At 44.6% G+C, this 21,230-nt stretch carries 19 protein-coding genes and 1 riboswitch; of the genes, 5 read left to right on the plus strand and 14 right to left on the minus strand.

From position 1 onward, the window contains the following. Nucleotides 1-145 precede the first annotated feature (145 nt). From bioB to FHQ23_RS09965, 7 genes are all read right to left on the minus strand, one after another. Entirely contained in the window at nucleotides 146-1,147 is a 1,002-nt protein-coding gene (gene bioB / locus FHQ23_RS09935; protein WP_139614188.1) for a biotin synthase BioB, read from the minus strand. Between the two features lie 124 nt (nucleotides 1,148-1,271). Continuing rightward, nucleotides 1,272-1,877 (minus strand): thiamine ABC transporter ATP-binding protein, encoded by a 606-nt coding sequence (thiQ, locus tag FHQ23_RS09940; protein WP_442805439.1) that lies wholly within the window; start codon nucleotides 1,875-1,877, stop codon nucleotides 1,272-1,274. A gap of 10 nt (nucleotides 1,878-1,887) precedes the next feature. After that, on the minus strand, nucleotides 1,888-3,510 hold the full coding sequence (thiP, locus tag FHQ23_RS09945; protein ID WP_139614190.1) for a thiamine/thiamine pyrophosphate ABC transporter permease ThiP: 1,623 nt from the start codon (nucleotides 3,508-3,510) through the stop codon (nucleotides 1,888-1,890). Nucleotides 3,511-3,522: 12 nt separating this feature from the next. Continuing rightward, nucleotides 3,523-4,530 carry a thiamine ABC transporter substrate binding subunit gene (gene thiB, locus FHQ23_RS09950; RefSeq protein ID WP_139614191.1) on the minus strand — a complete coding sequence of 336 codons (1,008 nt, stop codon included), beginning with the start codon at nucleotides 4,528-4,530 and terminating at the stop codon, nucleotides 3,523-3,525. A gap of 57 nt (nucleotides 4,531-4,587) precedes the next feature. Continuing rightward, nucleotides 4,588-4,703: riboswitch (TPP riboswitch) on the minus strand. A gap of 35 nt (nucleotides 4,704-4,738) precedes the next feature. Further along, nucleotides 4,739-5,554, minus strand: coding sequence for a PPK2 family polyphosphate kinase (locus FHQ23_RS09955; protein ID WP_139614192.1), 816 nt, complete (start codon nucleotides 5,552-5,554; stop codon nucleotides 4,739-4,741). 40 nt (nucleotides 5,555-5,594) lie between these two features. Beyond that, a complete protein-coding gene (locus FHQ23_RS09960) occupies nucleotides 5,595-6,053 on the minus strand; it encodes an RrF2 family transcriptional regulator (RefSeq protein WP_139614193.1) in 459 nt (152 codons plus the stop codon). Between the two features lie 121 nt (nucleotides 6,054-6,174). After that, entirely contained in the window at nucleotides 6,175-7,638 is a 1,464-nt protein-coding gene (locus FHQ23_RS09965; protein ID WP_139614194.1) for a YdgA family protein, read from the minus strand. A 322-nt stretch (nucleotides 7,639-7,960) separates the two neighbouring features. Between FHQ23_RS09965 and dnaK the strand changes: the two genes are divergently transcribed. Together dnaK and dnaJ are read left to right on the plus strand one after the other, a co-directional pair. Further along, nucleotides 7,961-9,874 (plus strand): molecular chaperone DnaK, encoded by a 1,914-nt coding sequence (gene dnaK, locus FHQ23_RS09970; RefSeq protein ID WP_139614195.1) that lies wholly within the window; start codon nucleotides 7,961-7,963, stop codon nucleotides 9,872-9,874. A 116-nt stretch (nucleotides 9,875-9,990) separates the two neighbouring features. Continuing rightward, nucleotides 9,991-11,121, plus strand: coding sequence for a molecular chaperone DnaJ (dnaJ, locus tag FHQ23_RS09975; protein WP_139614196.1), 1,131 nt, complete (start codon nucleotides 9,991-9,993; stop codon nucleotides 11,119-11,121). 91 nt (nucleotides 11,122-11,212) lie between these two features. Here the strand turns inward: dnaJ and hutZ are convergent, their stop codons facing one another. From hutZ to FHQ23_RS10005, 6 genes are all read right to left on the minus strand, one after another. Then, on the minus strand, nucleotides 11,213-11,725 hold the full coding sequence (gene hutZ / locus FHQ23_RS09980) for a heme utilization protein HutZ (protein WP_139614197.1): 513 nt from the start codon (nucleotides 11,723-11,725) through the stop codon (nucleotides 11,213-11,215). A 3-nt stretch (nucleotides 11,726-11,728) separates the two neighbouring features. Continuing rightward, a complete protein-coding gene (hutX, locus tag FHQ23_RS09985) occupies nucleotides 11,729-12,223 on the minus strand; it encodes a heme utilization cystosolic carrier protein HutX (protein ID WP_139614198.1) in 495 nt (164 codons plus the stop codon). Between the two features lies 1 nt (nucleotide 12,224). Next, nucleotides 12,225-12,491, minus strand: coding sequence for a hypothetical protein (locus tag FHQ23_RS09990; RefSeq protein ID WP_139614199.1), 267 nt, complete (start codon nucleotides 12,489-12,491; stop codon nucleotides 12,225-12,227). A gap of 100 nt (nucleotides 12,492-12,591) precedes the next feature. After that, nucleotides 12,592-14,037, minus strand: coding sequence for a surface lipoprotein assembly modifier (locus FHQ23_RS09995; protein ID WP_267963688.1), 1,446 nt, complete (start codon nucleotides 14,035-14,037; stop codon nucleotides 12,592-12,594). 66 nt (nucleotides 14,038-14,103) lie between these two features. After that, a complete protein-coding gene (locus FHQ23_RS10000; RefSeq protein ID WP_139614200.1) occupies nucleotides 14,104-14,904 on the minus strand; it encodes a Slam-dependent surface lipoprotein in 801 nt (266 codons plus the stop codon). A gap of 147 nt (nucleotides 14,905-15,051) precedes the next feature. Further along, nucleotides 15,052-18,126 carry a TonB-dependent receptor domain-containing protein gene (locus FHQ23_RS10005; RefSeq protein WP_442805502.1) on the minus strand — a complete coding sequence of 1,025 codons (3,075 nt, stop codon included), beginning with the start codon at nucleotides 18,124-18,126 and terminating at the stop codon, nucleotides 15,052-15,054. Between the two features lie 421 nt (nucleotides 18,127-18,547). On the opposite strand from FHQ23_RS10005, the gene dhaK reads away from it, so the two are divergent. The 3 genes from dhaK to dhaM are packed head-to-tail and all read left to right on the plus strand — an operon-like array spanning nucleotide 18,548 to nucleotide 20,602. Next, nucleotides 18,548-19,543 carry a dihydroxyacetone kinase subunit DhaK gene (gene dhaK / locus FHQ23_RS10010; RefSeq protein WP_139614202.1) on the plus strand — a complete coding sequence of 332 codons (996 nt, stop codon included), beginning with the start codon at nucleotides 18,548-18,550 and terminating at the stop codon, nucleotides 19,541-19,543. 25 nt (nucleotides 19,544-19,568) lie between these two features. Beyond that, nucleotides 19,569-20,210 carry a dihydroxyacetone kinase subunit DhaL gene (dhaL, locus tag FHQ23_RS10015; RefSeq protein WP_139614203.1) on the plus strand — a complete coding sequence of 214 codons (642 nt, stop codon included), beginning with the start codon at nucleotides 19,569-19,571 and terminating at the stop codon, nucleotides 20,208-20,210. After that, a complete protein-coding gene (gene dhaM / locus FHQ23_RS10020; protein ID WP_139614204.1) occupies nucleotides 20,204-20,602 on the plus strand; it encodes a dihydroxyacetone kinase phosphoryl donor subunit DhaM in 399 nt (132 codons plus the stop codon). Before dhaL ends, dhaM begins: the two co-directional genes overlap by 7 nt. A 148-nt stretch (nucleotides 20,603-20,750) precedes the next feature. Here dhaM and FHQ23_RS12425 read toward each other — a convergent pair. Beyond that, nucleotides 20,751-21,230, minus strand: a 480-nt coding sequence (locus FHQ23_RS12425) for a hypothetical protein (protein ID WP_176552301.1), incomplete at its 5' end; no start/stop codon positions are given.

The raw sequence follows: 21,230 nt of genomic DNA on the forward strand, positions 1-21,230 counted from the left end.
GTTAAGCATTGATGAGAGGCTTTGCCTCTCTGAAGCAGCCGCAAAGCGGCTGATCTATGCGTAACCTAGTACGGCTTTGCCGTGCTAGGCTAAAAGGATTAGTTTTAGCTCAAATAATATACTTAAAAGATCAATGCACCCTAGATTACTTTAAACGGTTTTCTTCAGTTTCCGGCTCTAAATCCAATTTCTCCATCAGCAGGCGGTCACCGTCTTCTTGTGGGTTTTCGGTCACCAGCAGTTTATCGCCGTAGAAAATTGAATTGGCGCCTGCCATAAAACACATGGCCTGCATGCTTTCCGACATACCTTGCCGTCCAGCGGATAAGCGTACATAGCTTTGCGGCATGGTGATACGGGCAACAGCAATGGTGCGGACAAATTCGATCCAGTCCAGATCTTCTGCGTCCATCAACGGCGTACCTTCAACTTTCACCAACTGATTAATCGGCACCGATTCCGGTTGCGGATCCAGATTGGCAAGGCTGGCGATTAAGCCGGCTCGTTCTTTGCGGGTTTCATTCATGCCGACAATGCCGCCACAACAGACTTTTAGCCCGGCAGACCGCACTTTGCCCAAGGTATTGATGCGATCATCAAAGCGGCGAGTGCCGATCACCTCATGATAGTGTTCCGGTGCAGTGTCAAGGTTATGGTTGTAGTAATCCAGCCCAGCCTCTTTCAACTGCTCTGCCATGCCGTCTTGCAACAAGCCGAAGGTACCGCAGGTTTCCATGCCTAACGCTTTGACTGCTTTGATAATTTCAGTGATTTTTGTGACATCTTTTGGTTTTGGACCGCGCCATGCCGCCCCCATGCAGAAACGTCCGGCACCGCGAGATTTGGCAATTTTGGCTTTTTCAACAATTTCATCAATTTCCAATAGCTGCTGGTTTTGTACCCCGGTTTGGTAGCGGGCGGATTGCGGGCAGTAGCTACAATCTTCCGGACAGCCGCCTGTTTTAATCGACAGTAGGGTAGAAAGCTGAATGGCTTGCGGATTAAAATGTTCGCGGTGAACTTGTGCCGCACGATAAATCAGGTCTAAAAACGGAGTTTCAAACAGCGCTTCGACTTTGCACACTGACCAATATTCCAGGCTTGGGTGTGGGGTTAAACGGCTGAGCTCGACCGGTTGAATCGTCATATTGTTCCTCGGTAATACGTTATTGGAGTGTCGTTGCCTGACAGTCCGGTGAAAGTTGGTGCTTATGTTAGCGGAAAACGATGTTGCTGAAAAGTAATGAAAAATCAACCTGTCCTATAGCTGTTTACAAGATTCGATTATCGATTAAAGATCCGTGATCAACTGTCAAAGTGCGGTCAACAAAGTCCGTAACTTCTTGCGGTTGATGCGTGACCATCAACAAGGTTAGGTTTTTGTCACGACAGATTTGTGCCAATAATTGTAGCATTTCTTGGCGAAGTGCGGTATCCAGTGCAGAAAAGGGTTCGTCGAGCAGTAGAATCGGCTTATCACGCAGCATACAGCGTGCCAAGGCAATCCGCTGTTTTTGCCCGCCGGAAAGTTGTTCCGGCAGACGGGACAAATACGGGGTTAAACCAACTTTGTCTGCAATATATAACACGGCTTGCTGCTGTTCGGCGTTGATGTTTAAATTCGGTTGCAGACCCAGAATAATATTCTGCGCTACACTGAGGTGGTTAAACAGATTGTTTTCTTGAAACAGCATCGAAACCGGACGCAAGTGCGGTTGGCTGTGGCTGTGATTTTCGCCATTCAGCCAAATTTGTCCACTATCTGGCTGTTCAAAACCGGCAATCAGGTTCAGCAGTGTGCTTTTTCCGGCACCACTAGCGCCAATCAGCGCGATTTTTTCACCGGCTCGAATTTGCAGATCAAACTGCATCGGCATTTGTTTATAATTAAATTCTAGTTGTATCAGGTTGATCATCGTTTTTCTCGATCACAAGGAAAATTAAGCTGCACAGCAGTAGTAAAATCAAGGCTGTAACTGCCGCTTCTTGGCTGCGGTAGTGTCCTAGTTGTTGATACAACAGGCGTGGCAGCGAGCTGAAATCTTGGTTGCCAAACAGGGCAATAGCGCTGAAATCTCCCAACGATAGCGCCATCGCATAGGCATAAGCGCTGCGCAGTGGGCTTTGCAAGCTGTGCCATTCGATTAAGCGCCAACGTGTCCATCCGCGAATGCCGAGTGACTGGCACAAATTTTCATAGTGGTGCATATTGTTGTTAAGCGGTGTCGCCAGAATGCGCAGTACAAACGGCATGGCAATTAAGGCGTTGCACAAAGCAACGATAAGAAACAAGTGCCACACCGCAAAATCCAGTTGTTGCAGCAGCAAAAACAGCCCGATTGCCAAGACTAAGGTTGGGATCGCAAGAATCATCATACCGATATTGATCATGATGTTGGCGGTTTTAAGTTGGTAGTGCCAACGCAAACGGCGTGCCCCGATCAGCAGCGCAATGCTCAACAGCAGCGCCAGCAAAGCCGCAAACGGCGCAAGGGTCAGCGAATAGCCGAGCGCTTGCCAAAGCTGCGGACTTTGCCAGATTTTTGATAGTGCTGAGGAGGTTAAACCGCTGTAGATAATATTCAGCAGCGGCAGGGCGATAAACAGCGCAACGCTAATCAGCGTAATCCAATGTACAGCGACAAAAGTGCGGTTCAGTGGCTGTCGCCAGCGGTGTTGGGTGCTGAGTGGCGTCGGGGTATGCCGGCTAAAATAGCTGCTGGTTTGAAACAGCACAAAACACAACATGAATTGCACCAATGCCAGCATCGCTGCTTTGCCCAGATCAAAATCAAACGTCACCGCTTGGTAAATTGCCACTTCCAGCGTGGTGTATTTCGGACCGCCGCCTAAGGTCAACACAATGGCAAAGCTGGTGAAACACAACATGAAAATCAGGGCAAACACCGGCAATAATTGCTGGCGTAGGTAAGGCCATTCAATTAAACGCAAAAAATGACCGTTGCGAATGTTCAATTGTGCTGCCAGTTGCCGCTGCTGCTGCGGAATGCTATGCAATGCCTGCAAAAAAATCTTGCTTGCCAGTGGCAGATTGAAAAACAGATGGGCGATCAAAATACCGTTCAACCCGTAGAATTTCAGTTGCCAGTCGATTTGCAGCCAACCGAGCCCGGTGTTTAACCAACCGGACAGACCATAGATACCGATGAGACCAAAAACCGCTACCAGCACCGGCAAGACAAACGTTAATGAAAAAATTTTCAGCAGCCATTTTTTTGCCCAGAAAGTGCGGTAAAACAGGGCGTGAGCAGTGAGCAGCCCGATAAATACCGATAGCAGCGCTGAGAACGTGGCTTGCAGCAGGCTGAAGCGCAGAATATGCCAAAAGTAGCGGTCAGCAAACAACACAGACCAAGAGGAATCTTGACTCTGCCGCCATAGTTGCCACAAACTGTTGCCACTGAGCGCCAGCAAAAAAGCGATGACCGCCAAGCCGAGCAAGCTCTGTTTTTGGCAGTAAACGCTAAATTTAGACCGCACTTTGTTCATTTCAAGTTAGATTTATTGGCTAAGCGCCTGCTGCCAAACTTGAATTTGTGCTTTGCTATCGTCGCTGCTCGGGAACGGAATTGCTAAGGTTTTGAACGGTGTAAATTGATCAAAGCGTGGTTCGACTTCGGTTTTGATTACCGGCAGCATAATGTTGTGCAGTGCAATGGTTTTTTGTGCTTCGGGGCTGAGTAAAAACGCTAAAAACTGCTCGGCTAATTCGGGCTGCTGGCTTTTTTTCAACTTGGCGGCGAGTTCGATTTGCACAATGTGACCTTCCTCAAATTCGGCAGCGGCGTAATTGTCTTTTTGCTCATGAATTTGGTGGTACAGCGGTGACGTGTTATAGCTTAGCACCATGTCGGATTCACCTTTTAAGAATGCACCGTAGGTTTCAGACCAGCCTTTGCCGACGGTAACGGTGTGTTTCGCCAGGGTTTTCCATGCATTTTCGACCTGATCTTGCGGATAAACGGTGTTGATCCATGCTAATAACCCCCTTCCGACGGTGCTGGTGCGTGGATCTTGATAAATCACCTTCAGATCTTGGCGTTCGACTAAGGCTTTCAGACTTGTTGGCGGATTTTTCAATTTTTGTTGATCGTAGATAAAAGCATATTGCCCGTAGTCATACGGCATAAAAGTGCGGTCTTGCCATGCAATTGGCAGTGTCAGTTGGCTTAAATCGACGTTGTTTTCTGCAAATAAACTGGATTGGCGGGCATTGGCGAGTTGATTATTGTCTAAACCAATCAACACATCGGCTTTGCCACCTTTTTCCAAATAGAGGCGGTTGAGCATGGTCACCCCATCTTCAAATGGTACGAAAGTCAATGCACATTGACATTGCTGCTCAAATGTTTGTTTGAGTTTCGGACCGGGGCCCCAATCGGAGGTGAAAGAGTCGTAACTATAGACGGTTAAGGTTGGTTTTTCAGCGCTGATTGCCGCACTGGCACTCAATAAAATGGTGGCGGAGATAATGCTACGGTTTAACAATTTTTGTGCTAATGAAAACATGATAGAAATCCTTTTTTATAAAAATATAAGAAAAGAATTCAAGTGCGGTGACCAGTGTGGAAACGCAATCTCAAATCCCTTCGCTGCTACTAATCAGATCAGGTTCAGCGGGTATTTCTCAGCGTTATCTTACACATAAAAAAAGATAAGATAATGCACCCCGATGAGAGCGCTTTATCTTATCCAAAACCGGTGGGAAAGAAAAGGGTTAATCGATGGTTTTCGGCCAGTTGCTGGTGTCGACTTTTGGATATTGCATCTGCATCACACGCAAGGTGTCGAGCAGAATTTGCATGATAATCACATTGCGTCCGGATTTGGAGTCAGCAGGAATCACATACCAGGGCGCATACTCGGTGGAGGTGGCGTTAATCACTTTCTCGTATTGCTTTTGAAAGTCTCCCCATAATTTGCGATCGTCCAAATCGCCTAAATTGAATTTCCAGTTTTTATCCGGATTGTCCAACCGTTCTTGCAACCGCTCTTTTTGTTCGTCTTTAGAAATATGCAGGAAAAATTTGACAATCACAGTGCCGGTTTCGCTCAGCAGCCGTTCAAACTCGTTAATCTGGCGTAAGCGGCGCTGTTCTTCGTCATCATCAATCCAGCCTTTGACTTTGGTAACCAGCACATCTTCATAATGGCTGCGGTTGAAAATCACGATTTCACCGCGCCGCGGCACTACATTGTGCACCCGCCACAAATAGTCACGATCCAGCTCATTTTCAGTCGGCGCTTTGAAGTAAGCGGTGCGTACCGCCAGCGGATCAACACTTTGGAATACCGCTCTAATCGTCCCGTCTTTGCCGGAGGTATCCATACCTTGCAGCACGATCAGCACCTTGCGTTGATGTTCGGCATACAGCAAATCTTGTAGATGATCCAATTCCGGCGCCAGTTCGCGCAGAATGGCATTGCGTTCGTCTTTATTTTCAGCAATATCTTTTTTGCCGTTAGTTGAAAAGTCATCGATCTTGAAACTGTTTTTGCGATCAATCCGGTAGTTTTTAATCTCGAATGCCATAGACGTTCCTTATTGAGTGTATTGAAGCTGACAGAATCGGTTAATTGACAAAATGGGAGCTGACAGGAATAAAATGTTGTGCCAACAATTCAGGGCGTTGCAGCACATCCGCTAAGCTATAACGGGCAAGCTGTTCATAAAAGGCGGCGACTGCCTGCTCAAAAATCGTCGGCAACTGACAAATTGGTGCAATGCAACATGCGCTGTCGCCGATTTCGCTGTGGCATTTGACCAGTGTGCCATCATCACCTTCTGCTTCACGAATCACGCTGGCAAGGTTGATCTGATTGGGCGCTCGTGCCAGCTGGATGCCGCCGCCTTTGCCACGACGGGACAGAATAGTTTTTTGTTTTGCCAAATGGTGAATGACTTTCATCAAATGATTTTCTGAAATTTGGTAAGCTGCGGCAATTTCTTGAATGGTGCAGAGACGATCGCTATGTAGTGCCAAATAAATCAGAACACGAAGATTGTAATCGGTGAATTTACTGAGTTTCATAATATTCGTTTAGCTAGGGAAATTGCCTGAGTTTAACACAGCTTAGGCAAAAGTGCGGTTGATCAGAATCAACCGCACAGCCTAAAGAGTTAAATGAATTTAACCAAGGTTGGGTAAGATATTAGAATCCGCCCATAAACATAAACAGCAGTGTTTGTGCGATACTCTCTTCCGGAATCACTTCGCCGTTCAGTTTCAGTTCGCCATTTTCCAAAATCAGTTTGGACTGATAGTTTGTGCCGTTATCGTTACTGACCAACACTTTTTGCTGTACAGCGTCTTCAAGCGACTGATTTAATTCAGATTCGGCATATTGTTCAGGATTTTCTATACCATCTAACTTTGCCAAGCTGGTCATCAACATTTGTGCAGATTGACGATTGAGGTTGGCGTCCATCTCCAATTTATCGAACAGTGAAAGAATTTTGCCTTGCATTAGTGCAGCTTGTTGATCAGCTTTGGAGAAAGCCAGATCAAAAGTTAGTTGGTTTTCGCCCGCACTGTTTTTCAATTTAAGCGGTTGAATTGCCAATGTTGGTTGTTGTTGCAGCAGTTTTAATCCTGCTTCGTTCAATTGCGCCTGCTGTTGTTGCAGATCAGGGTTGCTAAAGGCTTCAACGACTTGATTTAGCTCGGCGGCAGCCAGATGACCTAAATTTAGGTTAAAATCAATTTGCCCAAAATTTTCGCCGTTTACACTCAAGGCTTCGACGCTGTTATTTAAGCGGTAGTCGGCAAATTGAGCGCTGACATTGGTGTCGTAATCGAAGCGAATATTTTTCAGCTCGACATTTTGTGCGCTGTAATCGGTTGTGGCTTCATCAACAACGCTGATTAACCCAATATCAAAACGCTGCTTTCCGCTTGGAATATATTTGAAGTCAGTCGGGCTGAGATCGGAATCCAATGTGACATCATTGAAGGTCAAAGTGCGGTTGACGGTGATGGGTTGGTATTGATCATTAAATTCATCCGCCTGTAAAGTGGAAACCCATTTTTCCAAACGCATTTTCAGTAAGCCGACGCCTTCTTGATTCGTATCGCTTTCAATATAAATTGGCGTGCTGTTGATGCTAAATTGCTCGTTGCTGTAATCAAAAGCAGCAATGGTTGAATTTTGCTTGATTTGCCCGCTATAGCTGATACTGAAATTACCGCTGTAAGGTGCAATGCCTTTACTGGCTTTAAACACTTCACTGATCGACGGATCTTCGGTCATTTCGGAATGCGCATCGGCTAAAACCGGCATCAGTTTCAGACTGGTTAAGCGTGACAACGGTAATGGTCCGTGCTCAGCTGTGCTTTTGAACGGGAGTATCAGCTGAGAATTATCTTTTAAATCAGTAAGGATCACTTGATCTTCAATCTGAGTCGAGAAAAAGCCGCGCTCTAGTTTGGTATTTTTAATTTCAAGGTGGTAATTGCCGTGAGCGAGGTTATTATAGCCACTGGTAACTCGTTCATTGGCGAATGCGATATATTCTGGATATTTTTGTTCCAGTGCTTTACCGGAATACCAAGTGCCGCCAGCCCATGCCGCCACCAAAACTGCGATGGCGCCAAGCGCCAGAGATGATTTTTTCATAATAATTCCTTTTTATTAGGGTCTGTTGATCTAATTAAACGGTAAACAGAGTATAGCCATTCGCTGAAAAATATACCAGCAGCAGTTTGAATACGGTTGTACTGTTTTTTAGATTTTTTCGCAAAAAAATGATTTTTGCCCTTGAACTTTGTGTTTTCACCCCTATTTATTGCTGCAAGTCAGGATCAATGTTGTTTTTTGACGGCTACAACAAATTTAACCGTAGCAGTTGAAATTCAATTTTTAGTCCGCATCTTAAAAGCATCGAAGCAATTCGCGTGCTTTACAGAGAACAAATTTTAGATTTAACAGGAGAAATCAAATGGGAAAAATTATTGGTATTGACTTGGGTACAACCAACTCATGTGTAGCGGTGATGGATGGTGACAAACCGCGTGTGATTGAAAATGCAGAAGGCGACCGCACCACGCCGTCGATTATTGCTTATACACAAGATGGCGAAACGTTGGTCGGACAACCGGCAAAACGTCAAGCGGTAACCAACCCGAAAAATACCGTGTTTGCAATCAAACGCTTGATTGGGCGTCGTTTTACTGACGAAGAAGTACAGCGTGACGTTAATATTATGCCGTTTGACATTGTGAAAGCAGATAATGGCGATGCGTGGGTATCAGTGAAAGACGAGAAAATGGCACCACCGCAAATTTCTGCCGAAGTATTGAAAAAAATGAAAAAAACTGCCGAAGATTTCTTAGGCGAGAAAGTCACTGAAGCGGTCATCACCGTGCCGGCGTATTTCAATGATGCGCAACGTCAAGCGACTAAAGACGCTGGTCGTATTGCTGGCTTGGAAGTGAAGCGTATCATCAACGAACCGACAGCGGCAGCGTTGGCATATGGTTTGGACAAAGACAAAGGCAACCACACTATCGCCGTTTACGACTTGGGCGGTGGTACGTTCGACCTTTCGATCATTGAAATTGATGACGTTGAAGGTGAAAAAACGTTTGAAGTGTTGGCAACCAACGGCGATACCCATCTGGGCGGCGAAGATTTTGACAACCGTGTGATCAACTATCTGGTGGACGAATTCAAAAAAGATCAAGGTATCGACCTGCGTAACGATCCGTTAGCGATGCAGCGTTTGAAAGAAGCCGCAGAAAAAGCCAAAATTGAACTTTCTTCTGCGCAACAAACCGATGTGAATCTGCCGTATATCACCGCAGATGCGACAGGTCCAAAACACCTGAACATCAAATTGACCCGTGCCAAATTGGAATCCTTGGTAGAAGATTTGGTACAACGTTCATTGGAGCCGGTGCGTACCGCACTTAAAGATGCTGATTTGAGTGTATCTGAAATCGATGAAGTGATTTTGGTTGGCGGACAAACCCGTATGCCGATGGTACAACAAAAAGTGGCTGAATTCTTTGGCAAAGAGCCTCGCAAAGATGTGAACCCAGATGAAGCGGTTGCGATCGGTGCGGCGGTGCAAGGTGGCGTGTTGGCCGGTGATGTGAAAGACGTGTTGTTGCTTGACGTAACTCCGTTGTCATTGGGTATCGAAACCATGGGCAGCGTGATGACCAAACTGATCGAGAAAAACACCACGATTCCGACCAAACACAGCCAAGTGTTCTCCACGGCGGAAGATAACCAAAGTGCGGTTACCATTCATGTGTTGCAAGGGGAACGTAAACGTGCTGCGGACAATAAATCTTTAGGTCAGTTTAACTTGGAAGGAATCCAAGCTGCACCGCGCGGCATGCCGCAAATCGAAGTGACTTTCGATATTGATGCGGACGGAATCTTGCACGTTTCTGCCAAAGATAAAGGCACGGGTAAAGAGCAAAAAATCACCATCAAAGCTTCTTCAGGTTTGAGTGATGATGAAATCCAACAAATGGTACGCGATGCGGAAGCCAATGCGGATTCGGATCGTAAATTTGAAGAGTTAGTGCAAGTGCGTAACCAAGCAGATCATCTGGTGCACTCAACCCGTAAGCAGTTGACTGAAGCCGGTGATGCCCTGTCAGCCGATGACAAAGCGGCGATCGAAAGTGCGGTCAGCGAGTTGGAAACTGCAGCCAAAGGTGAAAACAAAGATGTGATTGAAGCCAAAACTCAAGCTTTGATTCAGGCATCGGAAAAACTGATTGCTGCAGCACAGCAACAAGCCCAAGCCGGTCAGCAACAGGCGCAAGGTCAAGCCGAACAAGGCAAAGGCGGTGATGACGTAGTTGATGCCGAATTTGAAGAAGTGAAAGACAAGTAAGTCGATGGCGATTAAAGAAGCTCAAATCTACTTTCTTTAGCACCAATCAGGGCGATGAGTAATCTTCGCCCTTTTGCACATATAAAAACAAATCAAGAGAAGCAAACGGAACCATTATGTCGAAGCGTGATTATTATGAAATATTAGGCGTTGCCCGCAGTGCCGATGAAAAAGAGATCAAAAAGGCGTATAAGCGTCTGGCGATGAAATATCATCCGGATCGCAACCCGGACAATAAAGACGCAGAAAGCAAATTTAAAGAGGTCAAAGAAGCCTATGAAATTTTAACCGACCAGCAAAAACGTGCTGCCTATGATCAATATGGGCATGCTGCCTTTGAGCAAGGCGGTTTTGGCGGCGGCGCAGGCGGCTTCGGCGGTGCAGATTTCGGCGATATTTTCGGTGATATGTTCGGTGATATTTTTGGCGGCGGTGGACGTGGTCGTCAGCGAGTAGTGCGTGGCGACGATCTGCGTTACGACTTGGAAATCACCTTAGAAGAAGCGGTTAAAGGCACGACTAAAGATATTAAGATCAATACCTTGGCTGAGTGTGATAGCTGTCACGGCAGCGGAGCGCAAGCAGATTCGAAAGTGGAAACCTGCCCGACTTGTAAAGGTGCGGGGCGAGTACGCCGTCAACAAGGCTTTTTTGTCACCGAACAAGTCTGTCCAACCTGCCATGGCAGTGGTAAAAAAATTGAGAAACCTTGTACGAAATGCCATGGCGACGGCCGTGTACATAAAGCCAAAAATCTGTCGGTTAAAATTCCGGCTGGTGTTGATACCGGCAACCAACTGCGGCTGAGCGGTGAAGGTGCAGCCGGTGAGAATGGCGCACCCGCAGGGGATTTATATGTGGTTATTCACGTTAAAGATCACCATATCTTCGAACGTGACGGCAATAATCTGTATTGCGAAGTGCCGATCAGCTTCACTATGGCGGCTCTGGGCGGAGAGATTGAAGTGCCGACTTTGGACGGACGGGTTAATCTGAAAATTCCGGCGGAGACCCAAACCGGCAAGCTGTTCAGAATGCGTGGCAAAGGCGTGACGTCAACCCGCAGCCATTATGCCGGTGATTTAATTTGTAAAGTGATTATTGAAACGCCGGTGAAACTGAACGAAGAACAGAGAAACTTGTTGAAACAATTGGAAGAAAGCTTAGAAGGCAGCGGCAAAAACCGCCCGAAATCCTCCAGTTTTCTGGACGGTGTGAAAAAGTTTTTTGATGATTTGACCAAGTAAAAACAGAGACGAAGTACAACGTTTGAAGCGATTATCTCAGGGTAATCGCTTCAAATATTTGAGTGATTTAAGATTGAATAGCTCTTTGATTTTATGTTAGATGCCCCTGTTTCAAATGAATTGCGCCAATCAGATCGTCTGCGCTAACTCGAAATGCCTGTCCGAAGCCTTTTACAAATAATCCTTGTTGCGGAATTAAATTAAATAGAGTGAAGTCTTTCATTTCAGTTAAATTTTCAACAATTTTTCCGTGACGTTTTAATAAGGCTGTTGTGCCATGACGCCATTCTGCGCTATCGTGCGAAATGATTTCCGATTTAGCATCGAACGAGAGGCGGCGGCGGGCAAAAATTTGGCGGCTGTCGGCTTCATCTTCAATCAGCATTAGCGAAACTTGGTGATTGTTTTTTAAATTGTGTGCATGGCGGGCAATATCAGAAATAAAAACGTAATACCCCTTTTCATTGCTGACAAAAGGCGCATAGCTCACATTTGGTTTCCCTTTTTCATCAACGGTTGCCAACATAAGTGTGCGACAGCGCTGTTTCAACTCCTGAATTTCAGGACCTAAGCGATCTTGCAGGCGTTGTTGACGATCTTCCATATTTTATTCCCCCTCAATAATAGTATAGTGTTGCATTTGCTCGAAATGCTGTAATTGCTCGTTTAGCAGTTGCCGGTGAGAATCACGTCCGACAAAAATTTTGCACATTGCCTGTCCTTGATAGTTTAAAAAAATGACGCTCGCCGTTTCCGATCCCATAAATTGCCGTTTTAAGAATGCAATCTTGGCACAATGTTCAAAACGGATATGCCCTGAAAGCCCCTCTTTTGAACGTAAATTAAAAAATCCGTGGCGATAAGTGCCGGTAGGCAATTTACCACCCCATTCCCAGATGCCGTCGGCGGTATGCACGATTAATGTCACCCAACGCCATTCGGCGATTTCATGCCATATACGATCAAATAGCGCTCCTGAAATCATCGGGCAATCCAGCGCCTGTAAAATCTGTTCTAAATTCACCTGATGTTGCGAAGCAAACTCCTCTAACACCATCGGCTGCTCTTCGTTCAATTTTTGTTTTAAAATGTGTAAATCCATGTTAAGACCTCGATTTAATAAACGTTTGTAATGCGCCTAATAATTGGCTTGCCCAAAACCGCCCTTTGGTGGTCAAAACCAGACGGTTAATTTCTGAAAATTCATTGCTGTATTCACATAAACCGCAAACTTGCCATTGCTCGAATAATGGGGACAAAATAGCCAGCTCGGTTTGATCAAAGTTTTTCTGCGGCTGTTCATTTTGCAGTGCCGCCCATTGCGTTTGGATTAAATCCGGTTGAACCGGCACACTGTCGCCCCAAGGCATATTCGCTTGCCGAGAGGGAAACGGCCACTCTCCCTGTTGTGCAAAAATGATGAAATATCAAATGGCATCTTTATTTTTCTCTCTCTCATTCTTCTTAATATTAAAACCGAAATTCCAAGTTAAATTGAATTTCATTTTGTTTATAGGAATATAACCAGTCCACATTACTGCGATTGCGCGTGTGCTTTAAGGTGAGGTTTGGCGTGATCCCATGATATTCCCACTTCGGCACTTTAAAAATCGCCATATAGATTTGTTGCCGGTCTCGACGTTTGGCTTCTAATGCTGCGGAATAGCCCTGATAACCGGTGAGGCGCCACAAACCGATTAACGTAGTATTCAAGCCAAAGCGGAATTGATGATTAATCCCTGCACGAATGCCGCGAAGATAATAACGGTTCACATCATCTGAGGCGTTGCGATAAGTCCAGTCTGCACCGGCAAACAGCGTGCTGCGCTCGGAAAGACTGTAATATAACGTGGCGTAAGCCGAACTTAACCGCACTTTGTCCAATCCCGAACGGACAGTGGCATAACGCTGATATTTTTGTTCCAGCTGAAGATTGAAAAAATACCGCGAGGATAGTTCTTGGGACCACGCCGCCAGCAGCCCGACCCCATGCTGATATTTATGGTTTGCCGACGTTTGGTATTCCACAAGCGGCGCAAGGGTAAGTGCGGTTTTGGCATTTTGGAAATGATAACCGCCATAAACCCGCAATGTATTTTCGCTATATTGGTGTTGGTGCGGATAAAATTGTCCGTAACTGTTGAGGCTAAACTGAATGCCATGATTACCCGACACGGAAGAGTGTTTTTGCAGCGCCAAATCATAACGCCAGCCTTTTGCATTCAATGCCGCCGGCGCAGTGCGCTCAACAAAACAACGATGGTTACTCATCAATAAGCAACTGTTTTTACGTGAAGATTGATTGATATTGGCACTATATTGATAGCCGACACTCAATGTTCCCTGCCATTCATCACGTTGTTTCACACTGTATTGATACTGTTGCAGTGTCTGTTCAATTATCGGCGGCAACCCGGCTTGGCGCAATTGGGTGAAAAGTGCGGTTGCTTCGCGGTTTTTATGGTTTTCAAATAAAATCCGAGCCAAGTCAAGCTGACCGCGTACAAAATCCGGCTGTGCATTCAATAACAAACGGTAGTAATGTTCGGCTTGATCCAACTGCTTTTGTTCTCTTGCCAAAGCGCCTTCGGCAAACCAAATTAGCTCTTTTTTGGCGGTGGGAAAGGTTTTATATCGGCTTAAAAAAGGGGCAACATACTGCCATAAATTTTGATTAAGTGCGATATACAGTGCTTGTCCGACGGCTTCCACATTATTTTCAACCTCGAATGATTGCCCGTCTAAGGTGATTTCATCAGTTAGCGACGACTGTTCAGCAGGATTAGGTCGATTCAATTGCTGTTCGTGCTGTTGCCACAGGCGTACGGCTTGATCGTCCTGTGGGTTGGCATAAACGCCCTGAACCGAGAAACAAGCAACAACCATAAAAGAAAGTGTACGAGCATTTTTTATCATCAGATCACCATAAAAAAGAAACACCAAAAATGCAGAAAAGGGGGAATCTCTTCCCCCCTGTTGGTTTTATTGTTTTGTACCGCCAAATGCGGTGTCAAACTGGTTATTACCGTCAAATTTGGCAACACCGGCTAACGCCGCGGCATTATTGCCGAAGAAGTTACCTTCGGTTTGACCGTTAATGCCATTGGCTTTTGCATTACCTTTGAAGCTAGCCTCAGCATTATTAATGCCTGCATCAATAGAAATTAACAAACCACTCTTACGCATATTGCCTTTCAGCGTATTTGCATTAAAGTCAGCATTTAGAGACCCAGTTAGCAACGGTTGATTCAATTCAGTACTTTTATTAATACCACTCACACTGTAAGTTGCTTTTCCACCCGTCGGCATATTCGCCGTTTTGTTATTACCGGCATAGTAAACTACACGATCTTGATTAATATCACCGTCGCGCACTAGCCATTCCCCGTAATACAACTCTTCCGCCCCGACTTTTTTAAAGGCAAAATTGCCCAGTTTGTTATGGAAACCAGGCACCCAACTTGGCATATTATTCATTTTCAGCACAACCACATCATTATCATCAATACCACCAAATACACCTAAAAACTCGGTACGTTTGGTTACACCCGTTAATGATTTGAAACTGCTTACTTTTGTACTTACACCTTTAATATCAACACCAGGTAATCCTTCCTCATCTGTATGAAACCAACCATTATGCTCCGCTGATCCTTTCTCAGGTAACGTGAACACCTTACCTTTATCAGTTGGCGCATTAATTCCGGCGGTGACCGCGGCTTGCGCTACGCCCATGCTAACCAGTGAAGCTAAAAGTGCGGTGGAAAAAATGACTTTTTTCATATCGTATTTCCTTATTTTTTGTAGGATAATCCCAAGTTTCAAAATCACACTTAAATAGTGTAGCTATTCAAGGCAGTAAAACCTGATTAACGGTCGCGGTTTTATTGCCTTTCTTATTTAGGAACAGGGCTTATTTACGCCATTTTCCTAAAATTTTGCTGTTAAACCCAATTTAACGGTTCTGCCCGGTGCAGGAATCATCGAACGGGTCATCGGATCTAAATAGTAACGGTTGGTTAAATTAGTACCGGTCAATTCAAGGATCAGGTTTTTATTCACGGCATATTTAATATAAGCGTCCAGTGTCAGCACCGGCTGCCAAGACATCGGACGATTCCAAACCCCCTCATTCAGCACTCCTTTCTCCCATAATCTGTCTTCATCACGGTTTTTGGCTTTGCTGTGATAGAGCCAGCGTGTTCCCACTTCCAGCTTACGATCGAAGAAGCGTGCCCCCAAATTGCTGCTGATCGAATATTTTGGTTGTAACTGAGTACGCAAATAGCCCCAGGCAAAACCACCAGTCATACAAGAGGGTACACGCAGCTCAACCGGATCCATTTCCATCGCGGCATTGACATCACACACTTGATTTTTAAGGTTATACACCACGCCTAAGTCGCCAAAAAACCTGCCGTTGTCGTAACGCGCCTGCAATTCAATTCCCTCTAAAACCCGTTTATCCAGTTGATAAAAGCGGAAATCAGTACTACGGTCGATCACATTTTTGGTCACATTGTGGAAATAACTCAGTTTCAAATCTGCTTTACTTGGTCGACTGAAAAGAGCCGAAGCATCATATACATAACCCACTTCAATATTTTTCGCTTTTTCCGGTTTCAGATAGTTATCTTTAAAACGCGCTGAGGTGTCACTACTGGAAGAGAAGCCAATTGTATCTTCAAAAATACTCGGCATACGGGCATATTCGGTGTAGCGTAGGTAAACCCGATGCTGATCGTTGATAAATGCCGTGGCAGAAAATGCCGGTGAGAAGGCTCTGCCGCGACGTTTTTTTACTTCGGTCAATTGCTCTGATTTTTTCAATGTCGTGTAATACTCTCCACCACTACCGACTTGCTGATATTTGGCTTCACTTTTGCCAGTTAGCGGATTGATTACGGTTTCGTTTTTCAATGTACCATTCACAAATGGATTATCGGCAGCGCGTGGACGCCCATCACTGTGAAAAGGCAGCTTAAATGTTTGTACTTTGTCTTCCATACCAAACTTACAATTATTGCTGCACCCCATATCAGTCAGTTTTGTACGAATCTCTTTGCGCAATTCTCCATATCCTCCAGATTTTTGCTTATCTAATGCCCAAATTTGCTCGCTGATTTCTTCAACTTCATCATTAGATAAATTAGGATCTAGAACTTTTTCCCATAATTCTGCTTCTTTTGCTTTAATCACTTCATTTTCTGCATCTTCCTTTACATAGGATTGATCATAATCACGAACAAGTGCACTTCGGGTATCCCATTCCTTCTGCGATAAAACACGCTCGTAAGCAATTGAGTGACCTGCTGCCGCTCTGGGTTCACGATTGCTGACTTGAAAACCCTTGTATAATTCACCAGAATCGACCAAGCGCTGTAAATAATCATCAAACGACCAATATTCGTTGTAACGCGCGCCGGCAGTGAGAATTAGCCAATTGGTCGGGCGGTAGTTGAAATTAAAGGCAATATCCCATTCTTGACGACGCCCCATGCGTGGCGGCGATTCCCATGTGCTGTTGGGATTTGGGGTTGATTTAAAATGGTTGCTGGTCAAACGCTCTTTCTGAAAGGCGCCGGACAACGTGAGATCCAACTGTTCGGTTAAATTCATCGTGTTACTTAAATTGAAACCGCGTCGGGTGTTATAAGCATTCACTTGTGCCGCATTGACATAACTGTATTTGCCGTTGGTATTCGGATTTTCCGCAATCCAACGCCCCCCTTTGGCGGCTAAACAGGCGTGATCAATTAAAAAATAATCATGCGGTGTGGCAGGATTAGGATTAACCCGCACACAGCCACTGGTTGCCAGGGTCCACTCTACATCGCGGTTTTCCATTTCACGCGGATTGCCGCCGGAGGTATTGGTGTCACTTTCGGTCTGGGTGTACCACACACCGGCTTTGAGATTGACCCAACGGTTGTCTTGCGGGTTGTAGGCATAATCTGCATTAAACGCCTTTTGCTTGACGGTTGCCAACGGCCATTGCGGCACAAACCCGTGAAACGCTTTGAAATCCAAACGAGAAGGCATAATTTCACCGTAGGTGATTTTAGTGTCGCGATAACCCAATTTTAAATTCTGTTCCGGAGTAAAGTGCAGTGTCCCCTTTAATAAATAAGACTCCATCATGCTGGAGGTATTGGGAATTTCACTACCGGGGCGGTAAATTGAGGCGGCAAAAGGCAAATTCGGCTCCATTTGTTTCAGTGTGCGCCCGCCGTCTTTCAGATCGATTTCGGCCTCATACTTATGTGCACCGCCTTTACCGGCTAAATAATTGCCTTTGCTGCGGTAGCTGTATGCCGCCAATAGATCAAATTTCTCCTCTTTGACCCCCACGGCTAAACGCATTGCATTATCTTTGAAAAATTGCCCTTTTTGTTTGGGTTTTACCAAGGTTACCGCAGAAAAATCCCCCGGTGTGCCATCACCGGCTTCACGATAATCTTGCCCCCATTTAAAATCTGGAATCCGCTCTTTCACCGAATTATTCGCGGTTTCCAATTTCAGCTCCACACCAACTTTTTGCCCTTCACGAACAATATCATCGGCATCAAGGGTGCGCATTTTGACTGAGCCACCGATACCGGACGCATTGCCAGAGGCGATATCCGGACCTTTTTCAACCGTAATATTGCTGATTAAATTCGGATCTAAATAGTTGCGGTTATTCGCTCCATTGTACCCACGCCAAGTCGTAATTGCTTGTTCTGTGCCGTCAATGGTTACCGGAATGCGTCCTTGTCCTTGCACCCCGCGAATATTTGGATCGACCGCACCGCTGTTACGCGCATCACCGCTGTAAACCCCATTAAATTCCTGTAATAAATCTGCCGGCGATGCGCCTTTATAACGCTCTACCGTTTCCTTATCGGCATACATATTAGTAATATTGCGGTAATAGACATCATCTTTACCCTGTTCGTCCTTTTGTTCCTTATTAGCAGTAACATGAATAGTATCGAGTATTTCAGAGGAATGGGCTTGAGCCATAGAGGCACTAGCTAAAGCACAGATTAGTAACAATGTGGTTGTAGAGGAGTTATCCATTTTCTTATCCTTTTAACTTATCAATAATATTGATAATCATTATTATTAAAATTGGAGAAGATATCGTTTTTTATTTTTTTAGCAATAGGATTTACTTTGATGTTCGAATTTTTGTGACTTACATCAAAAAATGAAATAACTAGACACTGAAATAATTATTCAAGATAACTTCTTTTTAACCTTTTGTTTCATCTTGAAAATTAGATCGATATTCCATTGTTATTTAAAATTTGATCTATGTTTGTTTTCGAAAATAAAATGATTGATTTAAAACAAAAAAGCGATTACAACAGTTTTGATTTTGAACACTGAAATTTGATAAACAACGACCAACAGACTCTAATGCTAGGAAGGAGCATGAATTATGAAAAAAATGATCAATCAGGCTGAAAATATCGTGAGTGAAATGCTTCAAGGTATGCTGAAGGCTTATCCAAATATGTTGCAACAAGTGGAGGATTTCCCGATTGTCGTTCGCAGACAAAAAAAACAACAGAAAGTCGGCTTGGTTAGTGGCGGTGGCAGCGGACATGAGCCGGCGCATGCCGGTTTTGTTGGCTACGGCATGTTGGATGCCGCAGTGGCAGGCGAGGTGTTTACTTCACCGAGTGCTGATAAAGTGTATGAGGCGATCAAAGCAGTCGATAGTGGCAAAGGTGTCCTATTGATCATCAAAAATTATAGTGGCGATGTGATGAATTTTGAAATGGCAGCAGAAATGGCAGCTATGGAGGGTATCTCGGTCAGCAAAATTATTGTTGATGACGACATTGCGGTGGAAAACAGTACGTATACCGTTGGCAGACGGGGTATCGCAGGTACGGTATTGGTGCATAAAATGGTCGGTGCGGCGGCAGAAAATGGCTATTCACTGGAAGCGTTGGCACAGTTTGGCAACAAAGTGATTGCCAACACCAAAACCATCGGTATGGCGTTGAAACCTTGCTTAGTGCCAACCACCGGTAAATTGAGCTTTGAATTGGCGGATGACGAAGTGGAAATCGGTTTGGGAATTCACGGTGAGCCAGGTACGCATCGGGAAAAAATCCAAAGTGCGGATCAACATGTTGATTATTTATTGCAAAAATTACTGGCGGAATCAAACTTAAGTGCGGAAGACGAAGTGGCGGTGTTGGTCAACGGCTTGGGTGAAACCACATTAATTGAGCTGTTTATTATCAACAATCGAGTTGCCGATGTGCTGCAAAGCAAAAATATTCGGGTGGTGGATACGATGGTCGGCAACTATATGACCTCTTTGGATATGGGGGGGTTCTCGATCACCTTGAGCAAATTGGATTCAGAAATGAAACACATGTTGCAGGCTAAAGCCGACACAGTCGCTTTTAAACGCAGTTAATCAACACAAGATTAGAGAATAACAGATGGAACGATTAGAGATTATCAAGTCAATTTGCCAAGTGATTAGCGATAACAAAGACTATTTGACCGAGTTGGATCGGGAAATTGGCGATGGCGATCACGGGGTTAATTTAGCCAGAGGTTTCGAGAAAATCGCGGCTGAATTGCCGAATATGACAAATTTGTCTGCAGCAGAGGTGTTGAGCAAGATGGCGATGTTGCTGATGTCGAATGTTGGCGGTGCATCGGGTGCATTGTATGCCAGCGCTTTAATCAAGGGAAGTGCGGTATTGAAAACCCAAACGACACTCAATGCACAGGTGGTTGCCGACACTTGGCAACAGATGATTGACGCTATTCAACAGCGTGGCAAAGCGGTGTTGGGTGAAAAGACGATGTTGGATAGCCAAATTCCGGCTTATCAAGCCTTTCTGGCTGAAATTTCTCAAGCTGGTTCCCTTAGCCAAGGGTTTGCGGCGGCTGAACAAAGCGCACTGGACGGATTAAATGCTACGCGTGATATCATTGCCACCAAAGGCAGAGCCAGTTATTTGGGCGAAAGAAGCCTTGGGCATCTTGATCCGGGCGCCGCTTCATCTTACCTGATGATCAAAACGATCAGTGAAGCCTTGGCAGAGCAGGCGACTAAGGAGAAAATATGCTAGGCATTGTTATCGTTTCGCACAGTGAAAAATTGGCGCATGAAGTCATTGAATTATGCCGTGAAGTAAAACAGTACGATTTTCCGCTGCTGAATGGCAGCGGTACTGATGGTGGGCATTTGGGGTCTGATCCAATGCGAATTAAAGAAGCGATCCAGCAGGCTTACACTGATGATGGCGTCTTAATCTTTGCTGATATCGGCAGCTCAATTTTAAACAGTGAAATGGCGATCGAGTTTCTGGAGATGCCTTATGACAAAACCAAAGTCAAAATCGCCGACGCTGCGATTGTTGAAGGCGCGATTGTTACCATGGCAATCAACGATGAGAAAGCAACAATGGGCAGCTTGCTCAACGAGTTAGCGGAGTTTAAGAGTGTGAGTAAACTTATTTGATCCATATTGGAATAAAAGTGCGGTTAAATGGAAATTTAACTGCATTTTTTTATGTGTAAAGTCGTTTTTTGTTCTCTAAACCACTCCCACTGGGATAGTACAAGTTACAATTTGTACTATCTTGAGAAAGCCCGAAGAGGATAATTACTTACTCAGGAAAAAAATCATAGATAAGTTTCTTTCTCGGCGTATTCTGTAAATAATTTAATTGTTCTTTATCCAAATGTGTTTTCTCTAGATCATTCTTGATAATTTCACCATTTTGTCCAGATAAAAAAACAGCATACCAATAATGTTCCAGATTATAGTAATCAGAATTATTCTGTCTAAAATTGAGAATTACGCTGTTATAACAATTTTCATCAAATAATCCAACTCTATCTTTCAGCATACAGATTCTTAACAGAGTACGGTAATCACGCGTTTCATTATAGATTAATTGGATCACTTGTAGTGCATTGGAGTATTCCTTTAAATCTACATAAATATAAGCCTTAAGCCATGATTTTTCTAAATTTCCTTGAGTTACCTCTATTTTATTTAGTAATGTTCTCAATTTATTATTATCATTTGTTATGAGAGCGTCTAAATATTCTTGATTAAGTGATTTGAAAGAATTTTTTTCTAC

Source organism: Testudinibacter crocodili, from assembly GCF_006228025.1.
Lineage (GTDB): Bacteria > Pseudomonadota > Gammaproteobacteria > Enterobacterales > Pasteurellaceae > Chelonobacter.